Source organism: Holzapfeliella sp. JNUCC 80 (assembly GCF_053667655.1).
The window spans coordinates 555,422-571,649 of the sequence record NZ_CM132205.1; the positions used below are offsets into that span (position 1 = coordinate 555,422).

Annotated in this window: 17 protein-coding genes; 15 read left to right on the forward strand and 2 right to left on the reverse strand. The window is 35.9% G+C overall.

Annotated elements, in window-relative coordinates; all coding sequences use genetic code 11:
• Nucleotides 1–37 precede the first annotated feature (37 nt).
• The 5 genes from JNUCC80_RS02820 to JNUCC80_RS02840 all read left to right on the forward strand — a co-directional run bounded on the left by JNUCC80_RS02820 (nucleotide 38) and on the right by JNUCC80_RS02840 (nucleotide 4,036).
• The gene (locus JNUCC80_RS02820) at nucleotides 38–1,246 is read left to right on the forward strand and encodes a CCA tRNA nucleotidyltransferase (RefSeq protein ID WP_454153266.1); all 1,209 of its coding nucleotides are present in this window, start codon (nucleotides 38–40) and stop codon (nucleotides 1,244–1,246) included.
• Nucleotides 1,239–2,195, forward strand: a complete 957-nt coding sequence (locus JNUCC80_RS02825; RefSeq protein ID WP_454142770.1) for a thymidylate synthase — start codon at nucleotides 1,239–1,241, stop codon at nucleotides 2,193–2,195. Before JNUCC80_RS02820 ends, JNUCC80_RS02825 begins: the two co-directional genes overlap by 8 nt.
• Nucleotides 2,196–2,199: 4 nt before the next feature.
• A complete protein-coding gene (locus JNUCC80_RS02830) occupies nucleotides 2,200–2,697 on the forward strand; it encodes a dihydrofolate reductase (protein WP_454153267.1) in 498 nt (165 codons plus the stop codon).
• Nucleotides 2,698–3,074: 377 nt separating this feature from the next.
• Nucleotides 3,075–3,419, forward strand: coding sequence for a hypothetical protein (locus JNUCC80_RS02835; protein WP_454153268.1), 345 nt, complete (start codon nucleotides 3,075–3,077; stop codon nucleotides 3,417–3,419).
• A 62-nt stretch (nucleotides 3,420–3,481) separates the two neighbouring features.
• Nucleotides 3,482–4,036, forward strand: a complete 555-nt coding sequence (locus JNUCC80_RS02840) for a hypothetical protein (protein WP_454153269.1) — start codon at nucleotides 3,482–3,484, stop codon at nucleotides 4,034–4,036.
• Nucleotides 4,037–4,075: 39 nt separating this feature from the next.
• On the opposite strand, the gene trhA is transcribed toward JNUCC80_RS02840, so the two are convergent.
• Nucleotides 4,076–4,741 carry a PAQR family membrane homeostasis protein TrhA gene (trhA, locus tag JNUCC80_RS02845; RefSeq protein ID WP_454153271.1) on the reverse strand — a complete coding sequence of 222 codons (666 nt, stop codon included), beginning with the start codon at nucleotides 4,739–4,741 and terminating at the stop codon, nucleotides 4,076–4,078.
• Nucleotides 4,742–4,867: 126 nt separating this feature from the next.
• Between trhA and JNUCC80_RS02850 the strand changes: the two genes are divergently transcribed.
• From JNUCC80_RS02850 to hslU, 9 genes are all read left to right on the forward strand, one after another.
• Nucleotides 4,868–5,713, forward strand: coding sequence for a DegV family protein (locus JNUCC80_RS02850; protein ID WP_454142749.1), 846 nt, complete (start codon nucleotides 4,868–4,870; stop codon nucleotides 5,711–5,713).
• Nucleotides 5,714–5,725: 12 nt separating this feature from the next.
• Complete coding sequence (locus JNUCC80_RS02855) at nucleotides 5,726–5,953, forward strand: YozE family protein (protein WP_454142747.1); 228 nt, start codon at nucleotides 5,726–5,728, stop codon at nucleotides 5,951–5,953.
• Nucleotides 5,954–6,008: 55 nt separating this feature from the next.
• Nucleotides 6,009–6,860, forward strand: a complete 852-nt coding sequence (gene ylqF, locus JNUCC80_RS02860) for a ribosome biogenesis GTPase YlqF (protein WP_454142745.1) — start codon at nucleotides 6,009–6,011, stop codon at nucleotides 6,858–6,860.
• Nucleotides 6,850–7,605 (forward strand): ribonuclease HII, encoded by a 756-nt coding sequence (locus JNUCC80_RS02865; protein WP_454153273.1) that lies wholly within the window; start codon nucleotides 6,850–6,852, stop codon nucleotides 7,603–7,605. The genes ylqF and JNUCC80_RS02865 overlap by 11 nt, the downstream gene beginning before the upstream one ends.
• Before the next feature lie 34 nt (nucleotides 7,606–7,639).
• A complete protein-coding gene (gene dprA / locus JNUCC80_RS02870) occupies nucleotides 7,640–8,491 on the forward strand; it encodes a DNA-processing protein DprA (protein WP_454153275.1) in 852 nt (283 codons plus the stop codon).
• Nucleotides 8,492–8,578: 87 nt separating this feature from the next.
• Nucleotides 8,579–10,651, forward strand: coding sequence for a type I DNA topoisomerase (topA, locus tag JNUCC80_RS02875; protein WP_454153277.1), 2,073 nt, complete (start codon nucleotides 8,579–8,581; stop codon nucleotides 10,649–10,651).
• A gap of 11 nt (nucleotides 10,652–10,662) precedes the next feature.
• Entirely contained in the window at nucleotides 10,663–11,589 is a 927-nt protein-coding gene (gene xerC, locus JNUCC80_RS02880) for a tyrosine recombinase XerC (RefSeq protein WP_454153279.1), read from the forward strand.
• Nucleotides 11,576–12,100, forward strand: coding sequence for an ATP-dependent protease subunit HslV (hslV, locus tag JNUCC80_RS02885; protein WP_454142735.1), 525 nt, complete (start codon nucleotides 11,576–11,578; stop codon nucleotides 12,098–12,100). Before xerC ends, hslV begins: the two co-directional genes overlap by 14 nt.
• Before the next feature lie 13 nt (nucleotides 12,101–12,113).
• Nucleotides 12,114–13,523 (forward strand): ATP-dependent protease ATPase subunit HslU, encoded by a 1,410-nt coding sequence (hslU, locus tag JNUCC80_RS02890; RefSeq protein ID WP_454153281.1) that lies wholly within the window; start codon nucleotides 12,114–12,116, stop codon nucleotides 13,521–13,523.
• 28 nt (nucleotides 13,524–13,551) lie between these two features.
• Here the strand turns inward: hslU and plsY are convergent, their stop codons facing one another.
• A complete protein-coding gene (gene plsY, locus JNUCC80_RS02895; RefSeq protein WP_454153283.1) occupies nucleotides 13,552–14,163 on the reverse strand; it encodes a glycerol-3-phosphate 1-O-acyltransferase PlsY in 612 nt (203 codons plus the stop codon).
• Nucleotides 14,164–14,273: 110 nt separating this feature from the next.
• Here plsY and parE point away from each other — a divergent pair, with 110 nt between their 5' ends.
• Nucleotides 14,274–16,208 (forward strand): DNA topoisomerase IV subunit B, encoded by a 1,935-nt coding sequence (gene parE / locus JNUCC80_RS02900; RefSeq protein WP_454153285.1) that lies wholly within the window; start codon nucleotides 14,274–14,276, stop codon nucleotides 16,206–16,208.
• The last annotated feature ends 20 nt before the right edge of the window (nucleotides 16,209–16,228 follow it).

Below are 16,228 nucleotides of genomic sequence, written 5' to 3' on the forward strand. Positions count from 1 at the left end.
TAATATAAATCTATCAACGTAAGAGGTGACGACGATTATGCGAGTAGAAAAATTACCTGAATTATTTGAAGAAGCTGCCCCGATTTTAAAAGCTTTAAGAGATAATGGGTTTGAGGCGTATTTTGTTGGTGGGTCAGTTCGTGACTTGCTAATCAACCGCCCAATTAATGATATTGACATTGCAACAAGTGCTTATCCTGAAGAGATTAAGCAAACTTTCAAAAAGACAGTTGATACTGGGATAGAACATGGTACCGTGACTGTTATTGAAAATAAGCAAACTTATGAAGTGACAACATTCAGAACAGAATCTGAATATCAAGATTTTAGACGTCCTGATAAAGTGACGTTTGTTAAAAGCTTGACTGAAGACTTAAAACGAAGAGATTTTACAATTAATGCACTAGCAATGGATGAAACTGGTGAAATTGTTGATTTATTTGGTGGGTTAAACGACTTAGATAATCAAGTGATTAAAGCTGTTGGTAATCCAAGTGAACGTTTTCATGAAGATGCTTTAAGAATGATGCGTGCGGTTCGTTTCCAAAGCCAGTTGGATTTTGGTATTGAACAAAAGACTAAAGAAGCCATTATTGAACATCATGAACTGTTATCTAAAATTGCAGTCGAACGTGTTCGTGATGAATTCTTAAAACTTGGACTAGGACAGGGATTCAAAAAAGGATTTGCAAGTTTTATCGACTTCAAATTATTTGAACAAGTTCCTGTGCTTAATGTCTATGAAGCTGAACTAAGACGCTTATTAGGCATTAACTTCTTACCAGCTAATGAAGTTGTTTTTTGGTCTATGATTGCGGTTTCTTGTCAATTACCTTTGGCAAAAATCAGAAAGTTCTTAGTACAGTGGAAGAACTCTAATAAGGTGAAAGAAGAAGTATTGGCTGTTGTTGAGCTGTTTGACATCATGATGGTGAAAGAACCAACTAACCGTCAACTTTATCACTATGGACTAACAACTTTATTACAGACAATTGATTTAATGCGAATGTTTGGTGAAGAAGTCAATGCCACTTTATTAGTTGACCGTTATGAGCAATTATTGATTAAATCACGTGATGAATTAGCCATTGATGGCAAAATTTTGATTAAAGACTTAGGATTAAGACCAGGTCCTGCTATTGGTCAAATTTTGTATGAGGTTGAAGAGGCTATTTTGAATCATGAATTAGAAAATGATTTAAAAGCTATCAAAAATTATATTGAATTGGGAGATTTCCATGAATAAAAACGAACAACAATATCTAGATTTTGCAAAACATGTAATGGAAACGGGTCATTTTAAAGATGACCGTACCAAAACAGGAACAAAGAGTATTTTTGGCTATCAAATGCGTTTTGACTTGACTGAAAATTTCCCAATTCTAACAACAAAGCGTGTCCCTTTTAAACTAATCAAAAGTGAATTGCTATGGTTTTTAAAAGGGGACACTAACATTCAATATCTATTGAAATATAATAATCATATTTGGGATGAGTGGGCTTTTGAAAGTTATGTCAAAAGTGATGACTATACAGGACCAGATATGACTGATTTCGGTCTTCGTTCACAAGAAGATGCAGAATTTGCCGAAGTTTATCAAGCAGAAAAGAAAAAATTCACAGATCGTATTTTAGAAGATGACGATTTTGCTGCAAAATACGGTAATCTAGGTGACGTTTACGGTAAACAATGGCGTAAATGGCAAACTAGAGAAGGTGGTTTTATTGACCAGATTAAAGATGTAATTGCACAAATCAAATCAAATCCTAACTCTAGACGTTTGATTGTTAGTGCCTGGAATCCTGAGGACGTGCCAAGTATGGCATTACCACCTTGTCATACCTTGTTCCAATTTTATGTACGTGAAGGAAAGTTGTCTTGTCAGCTTTACCAACGTAGTGGTGATATCTTTTTAGGTGTGCCGTTCAATATTGCGAGTTACGCACTTTTAACGCATTTAATTGCACACGAAACAGGTCTTGAAGTTGGTGAATTCGTGCATACGTTTGGGGATGCACATATTTATCAAAACCATTTCAACCAAATTGAAACACAATTGAGTCGCACGCCAAATGAAGGTCCTCAATTGGAACTTGATTTGAATGGCAAAAGTATTTTTGATGTTGAAGTAGAAGATATTAAGTTGAAAGGATATGAACCACAAGGTGCGATTAAAGCACCTGTGGCGGTATAATATTATGTCAAAACTAGCATTTATTTGGGCTGAAGATCAAAATCATCTGATTGGAAAAGACGGGAATATCCCTTGGTTCTTGCCAGCGGATTTAAAGTTTTTTAAGGATACAACTAAAGGGCATCCTGTTGTAATGGGACGCCGCACTTTTGATAGCTTGAATATTCAACCTTTACCAGCCAGAAAAAATATCGTCTTGACTCGAGATAAAAATTGGTCTCACGAAGGTGTTGAAGTTTTTAATGATAAAGATGAATTGTTACGCAGTTTGCGTGGCATGTCTGAAGATATTGTGTTTATAATTGGTGGAACTCAAGTTTATCGTCAATTACTTGATGATGTTGATCTACTTTACTTAACACAGATTCATCATACTTTTGAAGGTGATGCCCATATGCCTGAAATTGATTATTCAGATTATGAGTTAATCTCAAAAGAAGAAGGTCCTGTGGATGATAAGAATGAATATCCACATAATTATTTAATTTATAAAAGAAAATAATAAAAAGGTTCTAAAATCAGTTGATTTTAGAACCTTTTTTGTAGGGTAGTATAGTTAAGTTTGATGTAATAATTAGAGGTACCTGTTTTAATTGAATAAAAAAGAGAGAGGATAATACATAATACTGCCTTTATTGTTTGTATTATTTTATCTTTTGTAGGAGCTTTCGGCGTTAATGTTTAAGGTTTAGCGTTGTATCTACTGTTGTTTTACGATTAAGTCTAGTTTAAAGAACATATATTTTATAAACTAGACCAAAAACCATTTATTAAATTTATTTAAAATTATAATGGTTTATCTTGCTTATTTCTGTTATCATACTTCTTATAAATAATATATAGGGGAGTATAGTAGTGAGGATTTTAGGGGATAGGAAAGTGAAAGGTCTAATTGTTGTTTTAGGAGCATGCTTAGCCTTGTTTGCTATTTGCATTAACCAATATAACCAGGAAGTTCAAAATGTCTATGCTATGAATCAAAAAAAGAAAAAGAAAAAAAAGCCGCAGCCGGAGTTTGAAGACGAGTTAACCAGAATTAATAAAATACCGGATAAATCTAAACGAAATCAAGAAAAGAAAAGATTACGCTTAGAAAAACAGGAATTATTAAATAAAGTACAAAAAGATTCTCAAACCACGGTTATAAGTGATGAAAAAACGGTGCAATCAAAGGCAAGTATCACCTTTGTGTATACAGATGAAGATATAAAAGAAGAAGTATAGATTACTATACTTCTTCTTTTTGTGTGGTAAAATTGAAGCTACTTTATATTGAGGAGTTAATCATGAAAAAATTAAAAACTGTAGGTATTTTTATTGTTGTTATTTTAGCTGGAGCAGCACTATATAATCTGTTCGGCGGCAATTATAGTCAGCAGCAAGCTAGTTCACCTCAAAGTACTACAGGCGTCGATTTAGATTCCGCTGAGCTGGATCATCAAGATGTTGTTAGTAATACAACAAGCGGGACGCAGCCTTCATATGGAAACAATATGTCTTTTCAGCAGCCCCATCAGTCTTCATTTGGTTCAACTATACTAAATTACATGCTTATCAGCTCACTGATGTCTAATCGCTTCAATACGAATCATAATTCCGTCAACTATCCCAGATACAATCAAAATACGACCACTAATACTAATCGCGCAAAACAGTCAAATAGCAAGAATTTTAGTGAAAAAATTATTAAGAATAGTAAACAAGAAACAGCTCAAAAATCGAAGAGTAGCACTTCATCTAAATCATATAAGACAGATACGAAGAGCTATAAACAGCCAACTAAAAGCTATAAAAGTAATCCTAAAAGTTATAAAGCACCAACCATTAGATCACGAAGATAATAAAAAAGGCAAGTTACGAATGTAACTTGCCTTTTTGTTTTAGACATAAAATAAAATTGAAAAATACATCAAAATTGAAGCAATCATGACGAATACATGCCAGATAACATGGATGAAAGGAATGCCTCTCATACTATAGATTAAAGCACCTACTGTATAGGTGATTCCACCTAATAGTAATAACCAGAAACCAGTTGTTCCTAATCGATAGTAAAGGTCGCTACCACTAAGTAAAACAACCCAACCTAATCCGATGTATAGTAAAACATCAATGATTTTATGTTTTGATAAATTAAAAATTTTGTAGATGATTCCAAAAATAGCAAGGAACCAAACTGCTCCAAACATCCACCATCCTTTAGCGCCACCAATAGCTACTAATGTATATGGCGTGTAAGAACCAGCAATTAGAATGAAGATTGCACTATGATCAAATATTCTAAAAACATGTCTTGCTCTTGTGAAAGATAGTGAATGATAAAGGGTAGAGCAAAGATATAAAGTTAACAGAGAGCAACCATAAACAATGAACGAGACAATGCGCAGTGGGTCTCCTGTTTGTGCGGCTTTAATAATCAAAAGGACCAAACCGGCAATTGACAGCAGAACACCAATTCCATGAGTTACAGCACCAAAGACTTCATTGAGAATGTTATAACTCTTTGAAACGTGTTCTGGTTTTTGAAATAGTTTTTTTAATTCCATATTTTTTCACCTTAAAACTAAAAAGAATTTTTATTTTCTGTTATACTTAACACAGTAAAATACTAATATTATCGTATCACATTAGTAATTCATTATCTATAATTTATATATTTAGGAGAATAGATTGTGTCAAAAATAAAAATAGTTACTGACTCATCTGTCCAATTAACAGATGAAGAAATAAAAAAGCATAATATTACAGTTGTCCCATTAACCATTACAATCGATGGTCAAAGTTACGTTGATGGTGTTGATATTGACCGTGAAACTTTCGTTCAAAAAATGAAAGAAAGTGAAGATTTGCCAAAAACAAGTCAACCCCCTATTGGGCAGTTCGCAGAGGTTTTTGAAGAACTGATGGCAGACGGTAGTGAACTGTTAGTGTTAACGATGACCAAAAGTTTAAGTGGAACCGTAGATTCTGCTCGTCAAGCTGCTGAAATGGTTAACCCTGACAAAATTCATGTTGTAGATAGTACTTTTATCGATCGTGCTTTAGCCTTTCAGGTTCTTGAAGCTGCTGAAGCAATTGAAGCCGGTAAATCACTTGATGAAACACTAGCTATTATTGACAAGGTTAGACAAAATACACAATTACAACTAGTGGTTGTTAACTTGGATAACCTTATCAAAGGTGGTCGTCTAGGTAAAGTGACAGGACGTATTGCCACAATGCTAAATATTAAAGCTGTTTTAGAAGTGAAAGACAGTAATTTAGACATCGTTGGTCGCGGACGTGGACAGAAAGTTGTTAAACAATTCATTAATGACCGCTTAGAAAAAATTAAGAACGAAAATGTTAAAAGTATCGGTATTTCATACGTTGACATCAAAGATCAAATGGACGAGCTAAAAGATCAAATGCATGAAATCAAACCCGATGTTCCCGTTCTGTCATATGAAACAACACCTGTTGTGGCAACACACACAGGTCTTGGTGCATTCGCTATTATCTACTATACTGAAGATTAAGAAGGCTAATTTATGCGACAAAGTTTTTATCAATATTTAATGACACAGCGTCATCCAGGCTCTCATGATCCTATTGCACAATTTGCACAAAACGCATTCTTAGATCATGATTTTCCTAAATTATCTGAAGATTATGATGAGCTTTCAGATTACTTGGAACTCAGCGGGGATTACGTTTTAGAAATGAGTGTCTTTGATGAGGCTTTTCAAAACTATCTCAGCCAAATGGGAAATGTATAAAACAAAAAGGTGATGCATAATGCATCACCTTTAATTATTTTTGGAGGTATTATTCATGCAAAAAATTAACTGGTATCCAGGACATATGAACAAAGCCAAGAACCAAATTGAAGAGCGTCTAAGCTTAGTAGATGTTGTTATTGAGGTCTTAGATGCACGTGTTCCTGAATCATCTCGCAACCCAGTCGTTGCAAAATTAACAGAGAACAAGCCTAAAGTAATAGTTTTAAATAAAAGTGATTTAGCAGACCCTAAATTAACTAAAAGATGGAAAAATTATTACGAAAATGACACAACAGTCGTTGTATCATTAGATTCAAAACACAACAGTAAATTACCTGAATTGTTAAAAGCAATCAAGCAAGCTAGTGCTTCAAAAATCGAAAAATTAACTCAAAAGGGTGTTGTAAACCCGGTAATTCGTGCTATCTGTGTCGGAATTCCAAACTGCGGTAAATCCACCATTTTAAATCGTTTAGTGGGTAAAAACGTGGCAGTTGTTGGAAATAAACCCGGCGTTACTAAAAATCAAAACTGGTTAAAGGTTAACCAGCAAATTGAATTGTTAGATACACCAGGTATCTTGTGGCCTAAATTTGAAGATCCAGAGGTAGGAATGAAACTGGCTGCAATTGGTTCTATCAAGGAAACTGTTTTCCAATTTGATGATGTTGCGCTATTTTTATTAGATTACTTACATGCGTTTTATCCTAAACAGTTGGATAAATACCTTAATACGATTGAATTCGATGATAATTTACCAGAATTATTGATGACAATGACTCAAAAATTTGGATTCAGAGACGACTATGACCGCTATAGTTACCATTTTATTCAACAAGTTCGTAAACTAAAACTAGGTCAAATCACCTTTGATTTCTTAAAAGAGGTTGATCATGACAATTAGTGAAATTAAGCAACTGTTGAAAACTGATGAAGTGGAACCAGCAGTTCTAAAAGAGCTAGCACAAGATACTAGAAAAGGTGTTCAGCAAGCGCTAAAGTCCTACCAAAATCGCCTGTTAAAACAGCAACAGCTCAAGCAAGCTTTTGACGAACGATTTAACTATGAAAGACAACTTTGGCAAGGTAATGCGAGACAAGTAGCAGGTGTTGATGAGGTCGGAAGAGGGCCTCTTGCAGGACCTGTTGTTTGTGCAGCTGTTATTTTGCCACATGATTTTAACGTAATTGAAGTCAACGACTCAAAGCAACTTAGCCTTGAAAAAAGAGAATCATTGTTTTATCAGATTTTAGATCAAGCAATTGATGTCAGTATTGGTATTAAAAGCGAAAAAGTGATTGATGAAGTCAATATTTATCAAGCCACACGGTTAGCTATGAAAGACGCTGTTTTAAACTTGCAACAAGCGCCGGATCATCTATTAGTTGATGCGATGGTTATTCCAGTGGATATTCCACAAACTAAGTTGATTAAAGGTGATGCTAAGAGTAACTCAATTGCGGCTGCCAGCATTGTAGCTAAAGTGATTCGTGATCGCCTCATGATAACTTATGACCAGGCTTATCCAGGATATGATTTCTCACACAACGCTGGATACGGTACACAAAAACATCTTACTGGGCTAAAACAACTAGGAGCAACACCTATCCATCGAAAAACTTTTTCACCTGTCATGGAATATCTATAATTTGCGTATTTTAATAAATAGGAGGATTAGTTAAATGAATAAAACCCTATATTTATTAAAAATGCAACTTTCAAAACAATTTACTTACAAACAGAATCTACTAGTGGCATCCCTACTTACCGAATGTACATCTAAAACCGAGTTTGTCGAACTACTCGACCAAACCTTAGAGATTCAATTAATCAAGCAAAAATTACTTAAGCTTTTGTACTCAAGTCACCTAGATTATCAAGTGACGCAGGTACTGCGCTTTTGTGACGTTATCAGTCTACTTGACGAAGATTACCCTGACCAGTTAGCAGAAGTGTACCATCCACCGGTATTATTGTTTTTAAAGGGCGATAAACGTCTTTTGAAAACACCAATAACTTCGATTGTTGGTGCGAGATTTTCTTCGCAGTATAGTGAAGACTGCCTTAGTCCGGTTATCGCACACTTAGTTAAACAAAACCAAACAACTTGTAGTGGTTTAGCTAAAGGGGTAGATGGCTTTTGCCATCGACAAACATTAACGCAAAGTGGCAAGACGATTGCCGTACTTGGACATGGGTTAAGACATTGCTATCCAAAATCCCATGAAGGATTATTTGATGAAATTAAGCAGTCTGGTTTACTCGTTTCTGAATATTTACCTGATACGCCACCGACTCGATATCGGTTCCCAGAGCGCAATCGAATTATTGCGGGACTTTGCCAAAATATCATTATTTCAGAAGCCAGACAAAAAAGCGGTTCTTTAATTACAGCTAATTTAGCCTTGCAAGAAAACCGCAATGTTTTTGCCATTCCGGGACCAATTACTAGCAAGCTTTCACAAGGGACAAATGAGTTGATTGAAAGTGGTGCGACACCGTTATTATTTTCAAATATGGGCCAGCTTTGCTAATGCTAGTATTAAAAATTATTTGACATTCGGTTTTTTGTAGAATATGCTAGTTACGATTTTCACTGAACGCATAGGAAGGGGCTTATCATGCCTAAGAAAAACTTAGTAATTGTTGAGTCACCAGCAAAAGCAAAGACAATTGAGAAGTATTTGGGTCGCAATTATAAAGTCATTGCCAGTCTGGGACATATTCGAGATTTACCGAAATCACAAATGGGGATTGATGTCGACAATAATTATGAACCAAAGTATATTTCCATCAGAGGTAAAGGCGATACAATCAAAAAATTGAAACAAGCTGCTTCAAAGGCTAAAAATATTTATTTGGCAGCCGACCCGGACCGTGAAGGGGAAGCCATCGCTTTTCACTTAGCTCATATTTTGAAATTAGATCCAACAGAAAAGAACCGTGTTGTTTTCAACGAGATTACAAAAGATGCTGTTAAGAATGCCTTCAAAGAACCTAGAGCAATTAATATGGACCTTGTGAACTCACAACAAGCTCGTCGTATTTTAGACAGACTAGTGGGTTATTCAATCAGTCCGATTTTATGGCGTAAGGTTAAAAAAGGATTGAGTGCTGGACGAGTGCAATCAATTGCCTTGAAACTTGTCATTGATCGAGAAAAGCAAATTCAGCAATTTGATCCACAAGAATATTGGAAAATTGAATCAACATTTACCAAAGGAAAATCTAAGTTTGATGCGTCTTTCCAAGCTTTAGATGGCAAGAAAAAAGAATTGTCAAATGAAAAAGATGTACAAGAAATCTTGAAAAAAGTGGATAAAGAACAACTGTTCGATATTCAAGAAGTTGTTAAAAAAGAACGTAAAAGAAATGCACAAGCACCTTTTACAACTAGTGTTTTGCAACAAGAAGCCAACAAGCGTTTAAACTTTAAAACACGAAAGACAATGATGATTGCGCAGCAATTATATGAAGGAATTCACTTAGGTAAAAAAGAAGGTACTGTTGGGTTAATCACTTATATGAGAACTGATTCAACTCGTATTTCAACTTTAGCTAAACACGAAGCTGGAACATTTATTCACGATGAATTCGGTGAAGAATACGCTTCTCACAATCCTAAGAAGGCAAAACAACAAGAAAACAGTCAAGACGCCCACGAAGCTATCCGTCCAACATCAGTTATGCGTACACCAGAAAGCCTGAAAGAAGTGCTTTCTCGTGATCAATTTAGATTGTATCAATTGATTTGGTCGCGTTTTGTGGCGAGTCAAATGACACCAGCTGTTTTTGATACTGTTCGTGCAGATTTAACACAAAACGGGGTTGCTTTTAGAGCAAATGGTTCTCAGATGAAATTTGAAGGGTTTACCAAAGTCTATAAAACAGATACTGACAAGAAAAATACGAAGTTACCTGTTTTAAAAGAAGGTGAACAAGTTAAATTAAACGCAATCAACCCAAGTCAGCACTTTACACAACCACCTGCACGTTATAGTGAAGCGACATTGGTTAAAGTTCTTGAGGAAAATGGTGTAGGACGTCCGTCCACTTATGCACCAACTATCGACACTATTCAAAAACGTTACTACGTTAAATTAAATGGTCGTGCGTTTGAACCAACAGAATTGGGTGAAATTGTTGATGATTTAATTGAAACATTCTTCCCAGACATCGTTAATATTGATTTTACTGCGCAATTAGAGTCTGACTTAGATGAAATTGCAGAGCGAAAAGAACAATGGACCGATGTTATTGACCGTTACTATCGCCCATTTGAAAAAGAACTAATTAACGCCGATGAAAAGATTGAAAAAATCCAAATCAAAGATGAACCTGCAGGATTTGATTGTGAAATTTGTGGAGCACCAATGGTAATTAAAATGGGACGTTATGGGAAGTTTTATGCTTGCTTACGTTTCCCAGATTGCCGTAACACTCAAGCGATTGTTAAAGAAATTGGTGTTCCGTGCCCAACTTGTGGCAAAGGACAAGTCATTGAACGCAAGTCAAAACGTAACCGTATTTTTTATGGTTGTTCACGTTACCCTGAATGTGAGTTTGTGTCATGGGATAAACCATTAACAAGACTTTGTCCAGTCGATCAACACTTCTTAGTTGAAAAGAAAATTAAGGGTGGGACACAAGTTGTTTGTCCTAATGGGGACTATGAAGAAGAAGCACAAAAATAAGAGGTTTTTAAATGGATTGGTCAACACGATACTTTAATTATTTAAGAAATGAGCGCCACTACTCTGAACATACCATTGATGCTTACGAAGAAGATTTAAAGAACTTTACGACTTTTTTGGAGAACAATGGCGGTTTTGAAGGGTATGAGGCTGTTCGATTGCGCGATGCTGAGATTTTTCTAGCTGATATGTCTGATGCAGGTTACCAGCGAAAAACAATAGCTCGTCGCATTTCATCATTACGCTCGTTTTATTATTATTTAATTCGCTACAAAGTTGTTGAGGCAAATCCGTTCGAAACGATTACACTACGTTCAAACGAAAAAAAACTGCCACGATTTTTCTACGAAAATGAAATGGCAGTTTTATTTGATTCACTAGATAAAACCACACCACTTGGACAGCGTAATGCAGCTTTGATAGAATTGTTCTATGCTACAGGGATGCGTGTGAGTGAAGTGAGTGAGTTGACCACGTCACAAATAGACTTTGATATGCGTGTTATATTAGTTCATGGTAAAGGAAATAAAGATCGGTATGTCCCATTTGGCTTTCATGCCAAAAACGCTTTGGAAGATTATTTTCACGAAGCTAGACGGGACTTGATGACTAAATACCATCAAACACATTCTTATGTTTTTATTAATCAATACGGGAAGAAATTGACATCTCGAGGTATAAGATATATCCTATCAGAGCTAATTAATAAAACAGCACTAACTTCTGATATGCATCCCCATATGTTAAGACATACTTTTGCGACGCATTTATTAAACCATGGTGCAGATTTGAGGACAGTTCAAGAGTTACTCGGACATGCATCACTGTCGACGACGCAAATTTATACGCATGTCACAATGGATCATTTACAAAAGGACTATCAGAAGTTTTTCCAAAGAAATCAAGCAAAGGATGGTGCATCTAATGACAACAATTAGTGCCGTAAAACATAATAACCAAACTGCTATTGCAGGTGATGGACAAATTACAATGGGTGAAAAATTTATCACCAAGAAATCAGCACACAAAATCAGACGTATCTACAACAATCAAGTTGTTGTTGGATTTGCTGGTGGTGTAGCCGATGCGATTACTTTACAAGACTGGTTGGAAAAAAAATTAGAAAGTTTTGGTGGCGATTTAAAACGTGCCGCCGTTGAACTTGCACAAGACTGGCGTAAAGACCCTACCTTACAAAAATTAGAAGCGTTATTAATTGCTTTTGATAAAAATGACTTATTAATGATTTCAGGTAATGGTGAAGTGATTGAACCAGATGAAGCCGTTGTTGCTATTGGTTCAGGTGGTAACTTTGCCCAAGCAGCTGCAGTTGCAATGACTCGTCACAGTAGTGAAATGACAGCTGAAGAAATCGCAAAAGAAGCAATCAATATCGCAGCTGATATTGATGTTTATACAAACCACAATATTTTAACAGATAGTTTATAGGAGAGATTGCTAAATGACAGTTCAAACACCAAAGAAAATAGTTTCTATTTTAGATAATTATGTAATTGGACAAGACTCAGCAAAACGTGCGATTAGTATTGCACTATACAACCGTTATCGCCGTATGCAACTTGACGGTGAACTGCAACAAGAAATCACCCCTAAAAACCTACTAATGGCAGGACCAACAGGGGTTGGTAAAACTGAAATTGCACGTCGTTTAGCTAAGATAGTAGAAGCCCCCTTCATTAAAGTTGAAGCAACAAAATTTACTGAAGTTGGTTACGTTGGTCGTGACGTTGAATCAATGGTACGTGACTTAGTTGAAAATGCTGTTCAGATGGAAGAAAAGAAACAACTTGAGTCTGTTCGTGCTGATGCACTTAAAGAAGTAGACAAAATTTTAGTTAAAGCACTTGCACCAGGTAAGAAAAAAGAAAAAAATAACCAAATGAACATGCAAGATTTATTCGGAATGTTCAATGGTGGCGGTGGCGACATGCCAAGTTTTGATCAAGAAGATGAAGACCAAGAAGAAGTGGACGATGCAACACGTAACAAACGTTTATCTTTAAAAGAAAAGTTAGACAAAGGATTGCTTGAACACGATTACGTGACAATCAAATTGGACGAACAAAAGAAAGTTAATCCAATGAATGACATGATGGGACAAATGGGCATGGATATGAGTGATATGATGAGCTCACTTCGTCCAAAGAAAAAAATCAAACGTACTCTTCAAGTTAAAGAAGCGCGTGAATTATTAATTCAAGAACAAGCTAAGAAATTAGTAGACTATGATTCAATTTATCAACGTGCTATCGAACGTACACAAGAAAACGGTATTATCTTTATTGATGAGATTGATAAAGTAACTTCAGGTCAAAAGAAACAATCTGGAGAAGTTTCTCGTGAAGGTGTGCAACGTGATATCTTACCAATTGTTGAAGGTAACACGGTTAACACCAAATACGGTCCAGTTGACACGAACCACATTTTATTCATTGCAGCTGGTGCGTTTGCTGAATCAAAACCAAGTGATTTGATTCCCGAATTACAAGGTCGTTTCCCAATTCGTGTAGAACTTAATGCGTTAACACGAGAAGATTTCGTCAAAATTCTAACAGATCCTTCAAACTCGTTGATTAAACAATATATTGCCTTGCTAAATGCTGACGATATTAAACTATCATTTACAAAAGAAGCTATTGAAAAGATTGCAGAAATTGCCTATGATGTTAATCAGGGAACAGATAATATCGGAGCTAGAAGATTGGCAACTATTCTTGAAAAACTTCTAGAAGAATTATTATTTGAAGGTCCAGATATGCAAATGGGTGAGATTCAAATCACACAAGCATATGTGGAAAATAAATTAGCAGATATTTTAACTAACAAAGATTTGACTAAATTTATTTTATAAAAAAAACTAGGATAATTATCCTAGTTTTTTATTTGTGACTTTTTTTAATGCTGAGCTTATAGCGAAGACCAAAATGAAGTGGTTCTTCAGTACCGTTCAGCAGTCGTTGAATATTCGCTTTATGTCGATAGATGACAAATGCTGTAATCAATGCGGCAATTGTAGCCAAAAGCCAATCATTGAATAAAATAGCTTCTAGTGTAAACAGCGGAAAAGAAATGATACTAGTTAATGAAACGGTACTTGTTAACCATAAGATAACTGCAAAAATCACAGCTGATAGCAAGAAGAAATGCCAATCATAAGCTAACGCAATTCCGGCACTAGTAGCTACGGCTTTCCCACCTTTAAATTTTAGAAAGACGGAGAAGCAATGTCCGATTACAGCGATTACGCCAAATAATAATACAAAAAAATGTGTATTTTGATAAAATAAGACAGGAAGCAATCCAGCCAAAGTCCCTTTTAAGATATCAATCACTAATACAACTGTTCCTGGAACAAAGCCAAGAACACGAAATGTATTAGTTGTCCCGGTATTACCACTTCCATAATCACGGATATCTTTTTGGAAAAAGACTTTTCCAATGATAACACCCGTCGGAAATGATCCGATGATATAGGCTAAAACGCCTAACACTAAAATGTTTAAAATAACAAATGGACCTCCCTAAATTGGTATATAGAACATTTTACACGATTTTAGAGAAGACATAAATTAGAAATTGACAAAAATGGAGGAATCATAACTTGAGTAAACAATATGACGATTCATCAATACAGATACTGCAGGGTCTTGAAGCTGTTCGTAAAAGACCTGGTATGTATATAGGATCGACTGATTCTAAAGGATTACATCACTTAGCGTATGAAATTATTGATAACGCAATTGATGAAGCACTAGCTGGATATGGAAATGAAATTAACGTGACCATCAATGAAGACGGCAGTCTTAGTGTGGCAGACTTTGGTCGTGGGATGCCAACAGGGATGCATGCAAGTGGCAAACCCACAATCGAAGTTATTCTAACTGTTTTACATGCAGGGGGTAAATTTACCCAAAATAACTACAAAACATCTGGTGGACTTCATGGGGTAGGGTCATCTGTTGTGAATGCCTTGTCCTCTTATATGGAAGTTGAAGTTGTCCGTGACAATACACTTTATACCGAACGTTTTGAAGATGGTGGACATCCAACAGCAGAAGGTTTGCAAAACAAAGGACACATTTCAAGAAAAACCGGAACAACGATTACATTTAAACCAGACAAAAGCATCTTCCAAACAACTAAGTTTAATTTTAATACTTTAAAGGAGCGCTTACGTGAATCTGCATTTTTACTAAAAGGACTTAAAATCACTTTAGCTGACCACTTAGGAGATAATGAACATGTCTCATTCCACTTTGAAGATGGGATTAAATCATTTGTGTCTTACTTGAATGAAGAAAAAACCACAATGGGAGACATCTTTTATTTTGAAGGAACTAAAAATGATATTGAGATTGAATTTGCCGGACAGTATAACGATGGTTATTCAGAAAACCTATTATCATTCGTTAATAATGTGCGAACAATTGATGGTGGAACTCATGAAGGTGGTGCACGTTCAGGATTTACTAAGGCGTTCAATGATTACGCTCGAAAAGTCGGTCTTTTAAAAGAAAAAGACAAGAACTTAGAAGGGTCAGATTATCGTGAAGGACTAAGTGCGATTATTTCGGTTCGCATCCCTGAAGAATTGCTACAATTTGAAGGACAGACTAAGGGTAAATTAGGAACTTCGCAAGCACGAGGTGCTGTTGATGCGCTAGTGTCTGAACAACTATCATTTTACTTGATGGAAAACGGTGATTTTGCCCAAGAGCTTGTAAAAAAAGCTATCCGAGCTAGGGATGCCCGTATTGCTGCCAGAAAAGCCCGTAATGATTCAAGAAACGGCAAAAAACGTAAGAAAAATGATGGACTGTTATCTGGTAAGTTGACACCTGCACAGTCTCGTAATGCTAAGAAGAATGAACTTTACTTAGTTGAGGGGGATTCAGCCGGAGGTTCTGCAAAACAAGGACGTGACCGTAAATTTCAAGCTATTTTGCCACTTAGAGGTAAGGTACTGAACACTCAAAAAGCTAAGCTACAAGATATCTTCAAAAATGAAGAAATTAACACCATGATTTACACGATTGGTGCTGGAATCGGTGCTGATTTTAATTTGGATGACGCGCATTACGACAAAGTTATTATCATGACCGATGCCGATACCGATGGTGCCCATATTCAAGTGTTACTGTTGACTTTCTTCTATCGCTATATGAGACCGCTGATTGAAGCAGGGAAAGTTTATATTGCTTTGCCACCACTTTACAAAGTACAAAAGAAATCAGCAATCGATTATGCTTGGACAGATGAAGAACTTGATAAGTTAGTGGCTCAATACGGTAAGAACTACCAGTTGCAACGATTTAAAGGACTTGGTGAGATGAATGCTGACCAGTTATGGGAAACAACCATGGATCCAAGTAGTCGAACACTTATTCGTGTCACAATGGATGATGCCGCAATTGCTGAAAAACGTGTCACAACTTTAATGGGTGACAAAGTTAGCGCTAGAAGAGCCTGGATTGAACAAAACGTTAAGTTTACGTTAGAAGAAGAAGGGTCAATCTTAGAAATAACCCGCGACTAAACTCAGTTGAAAGGACGATT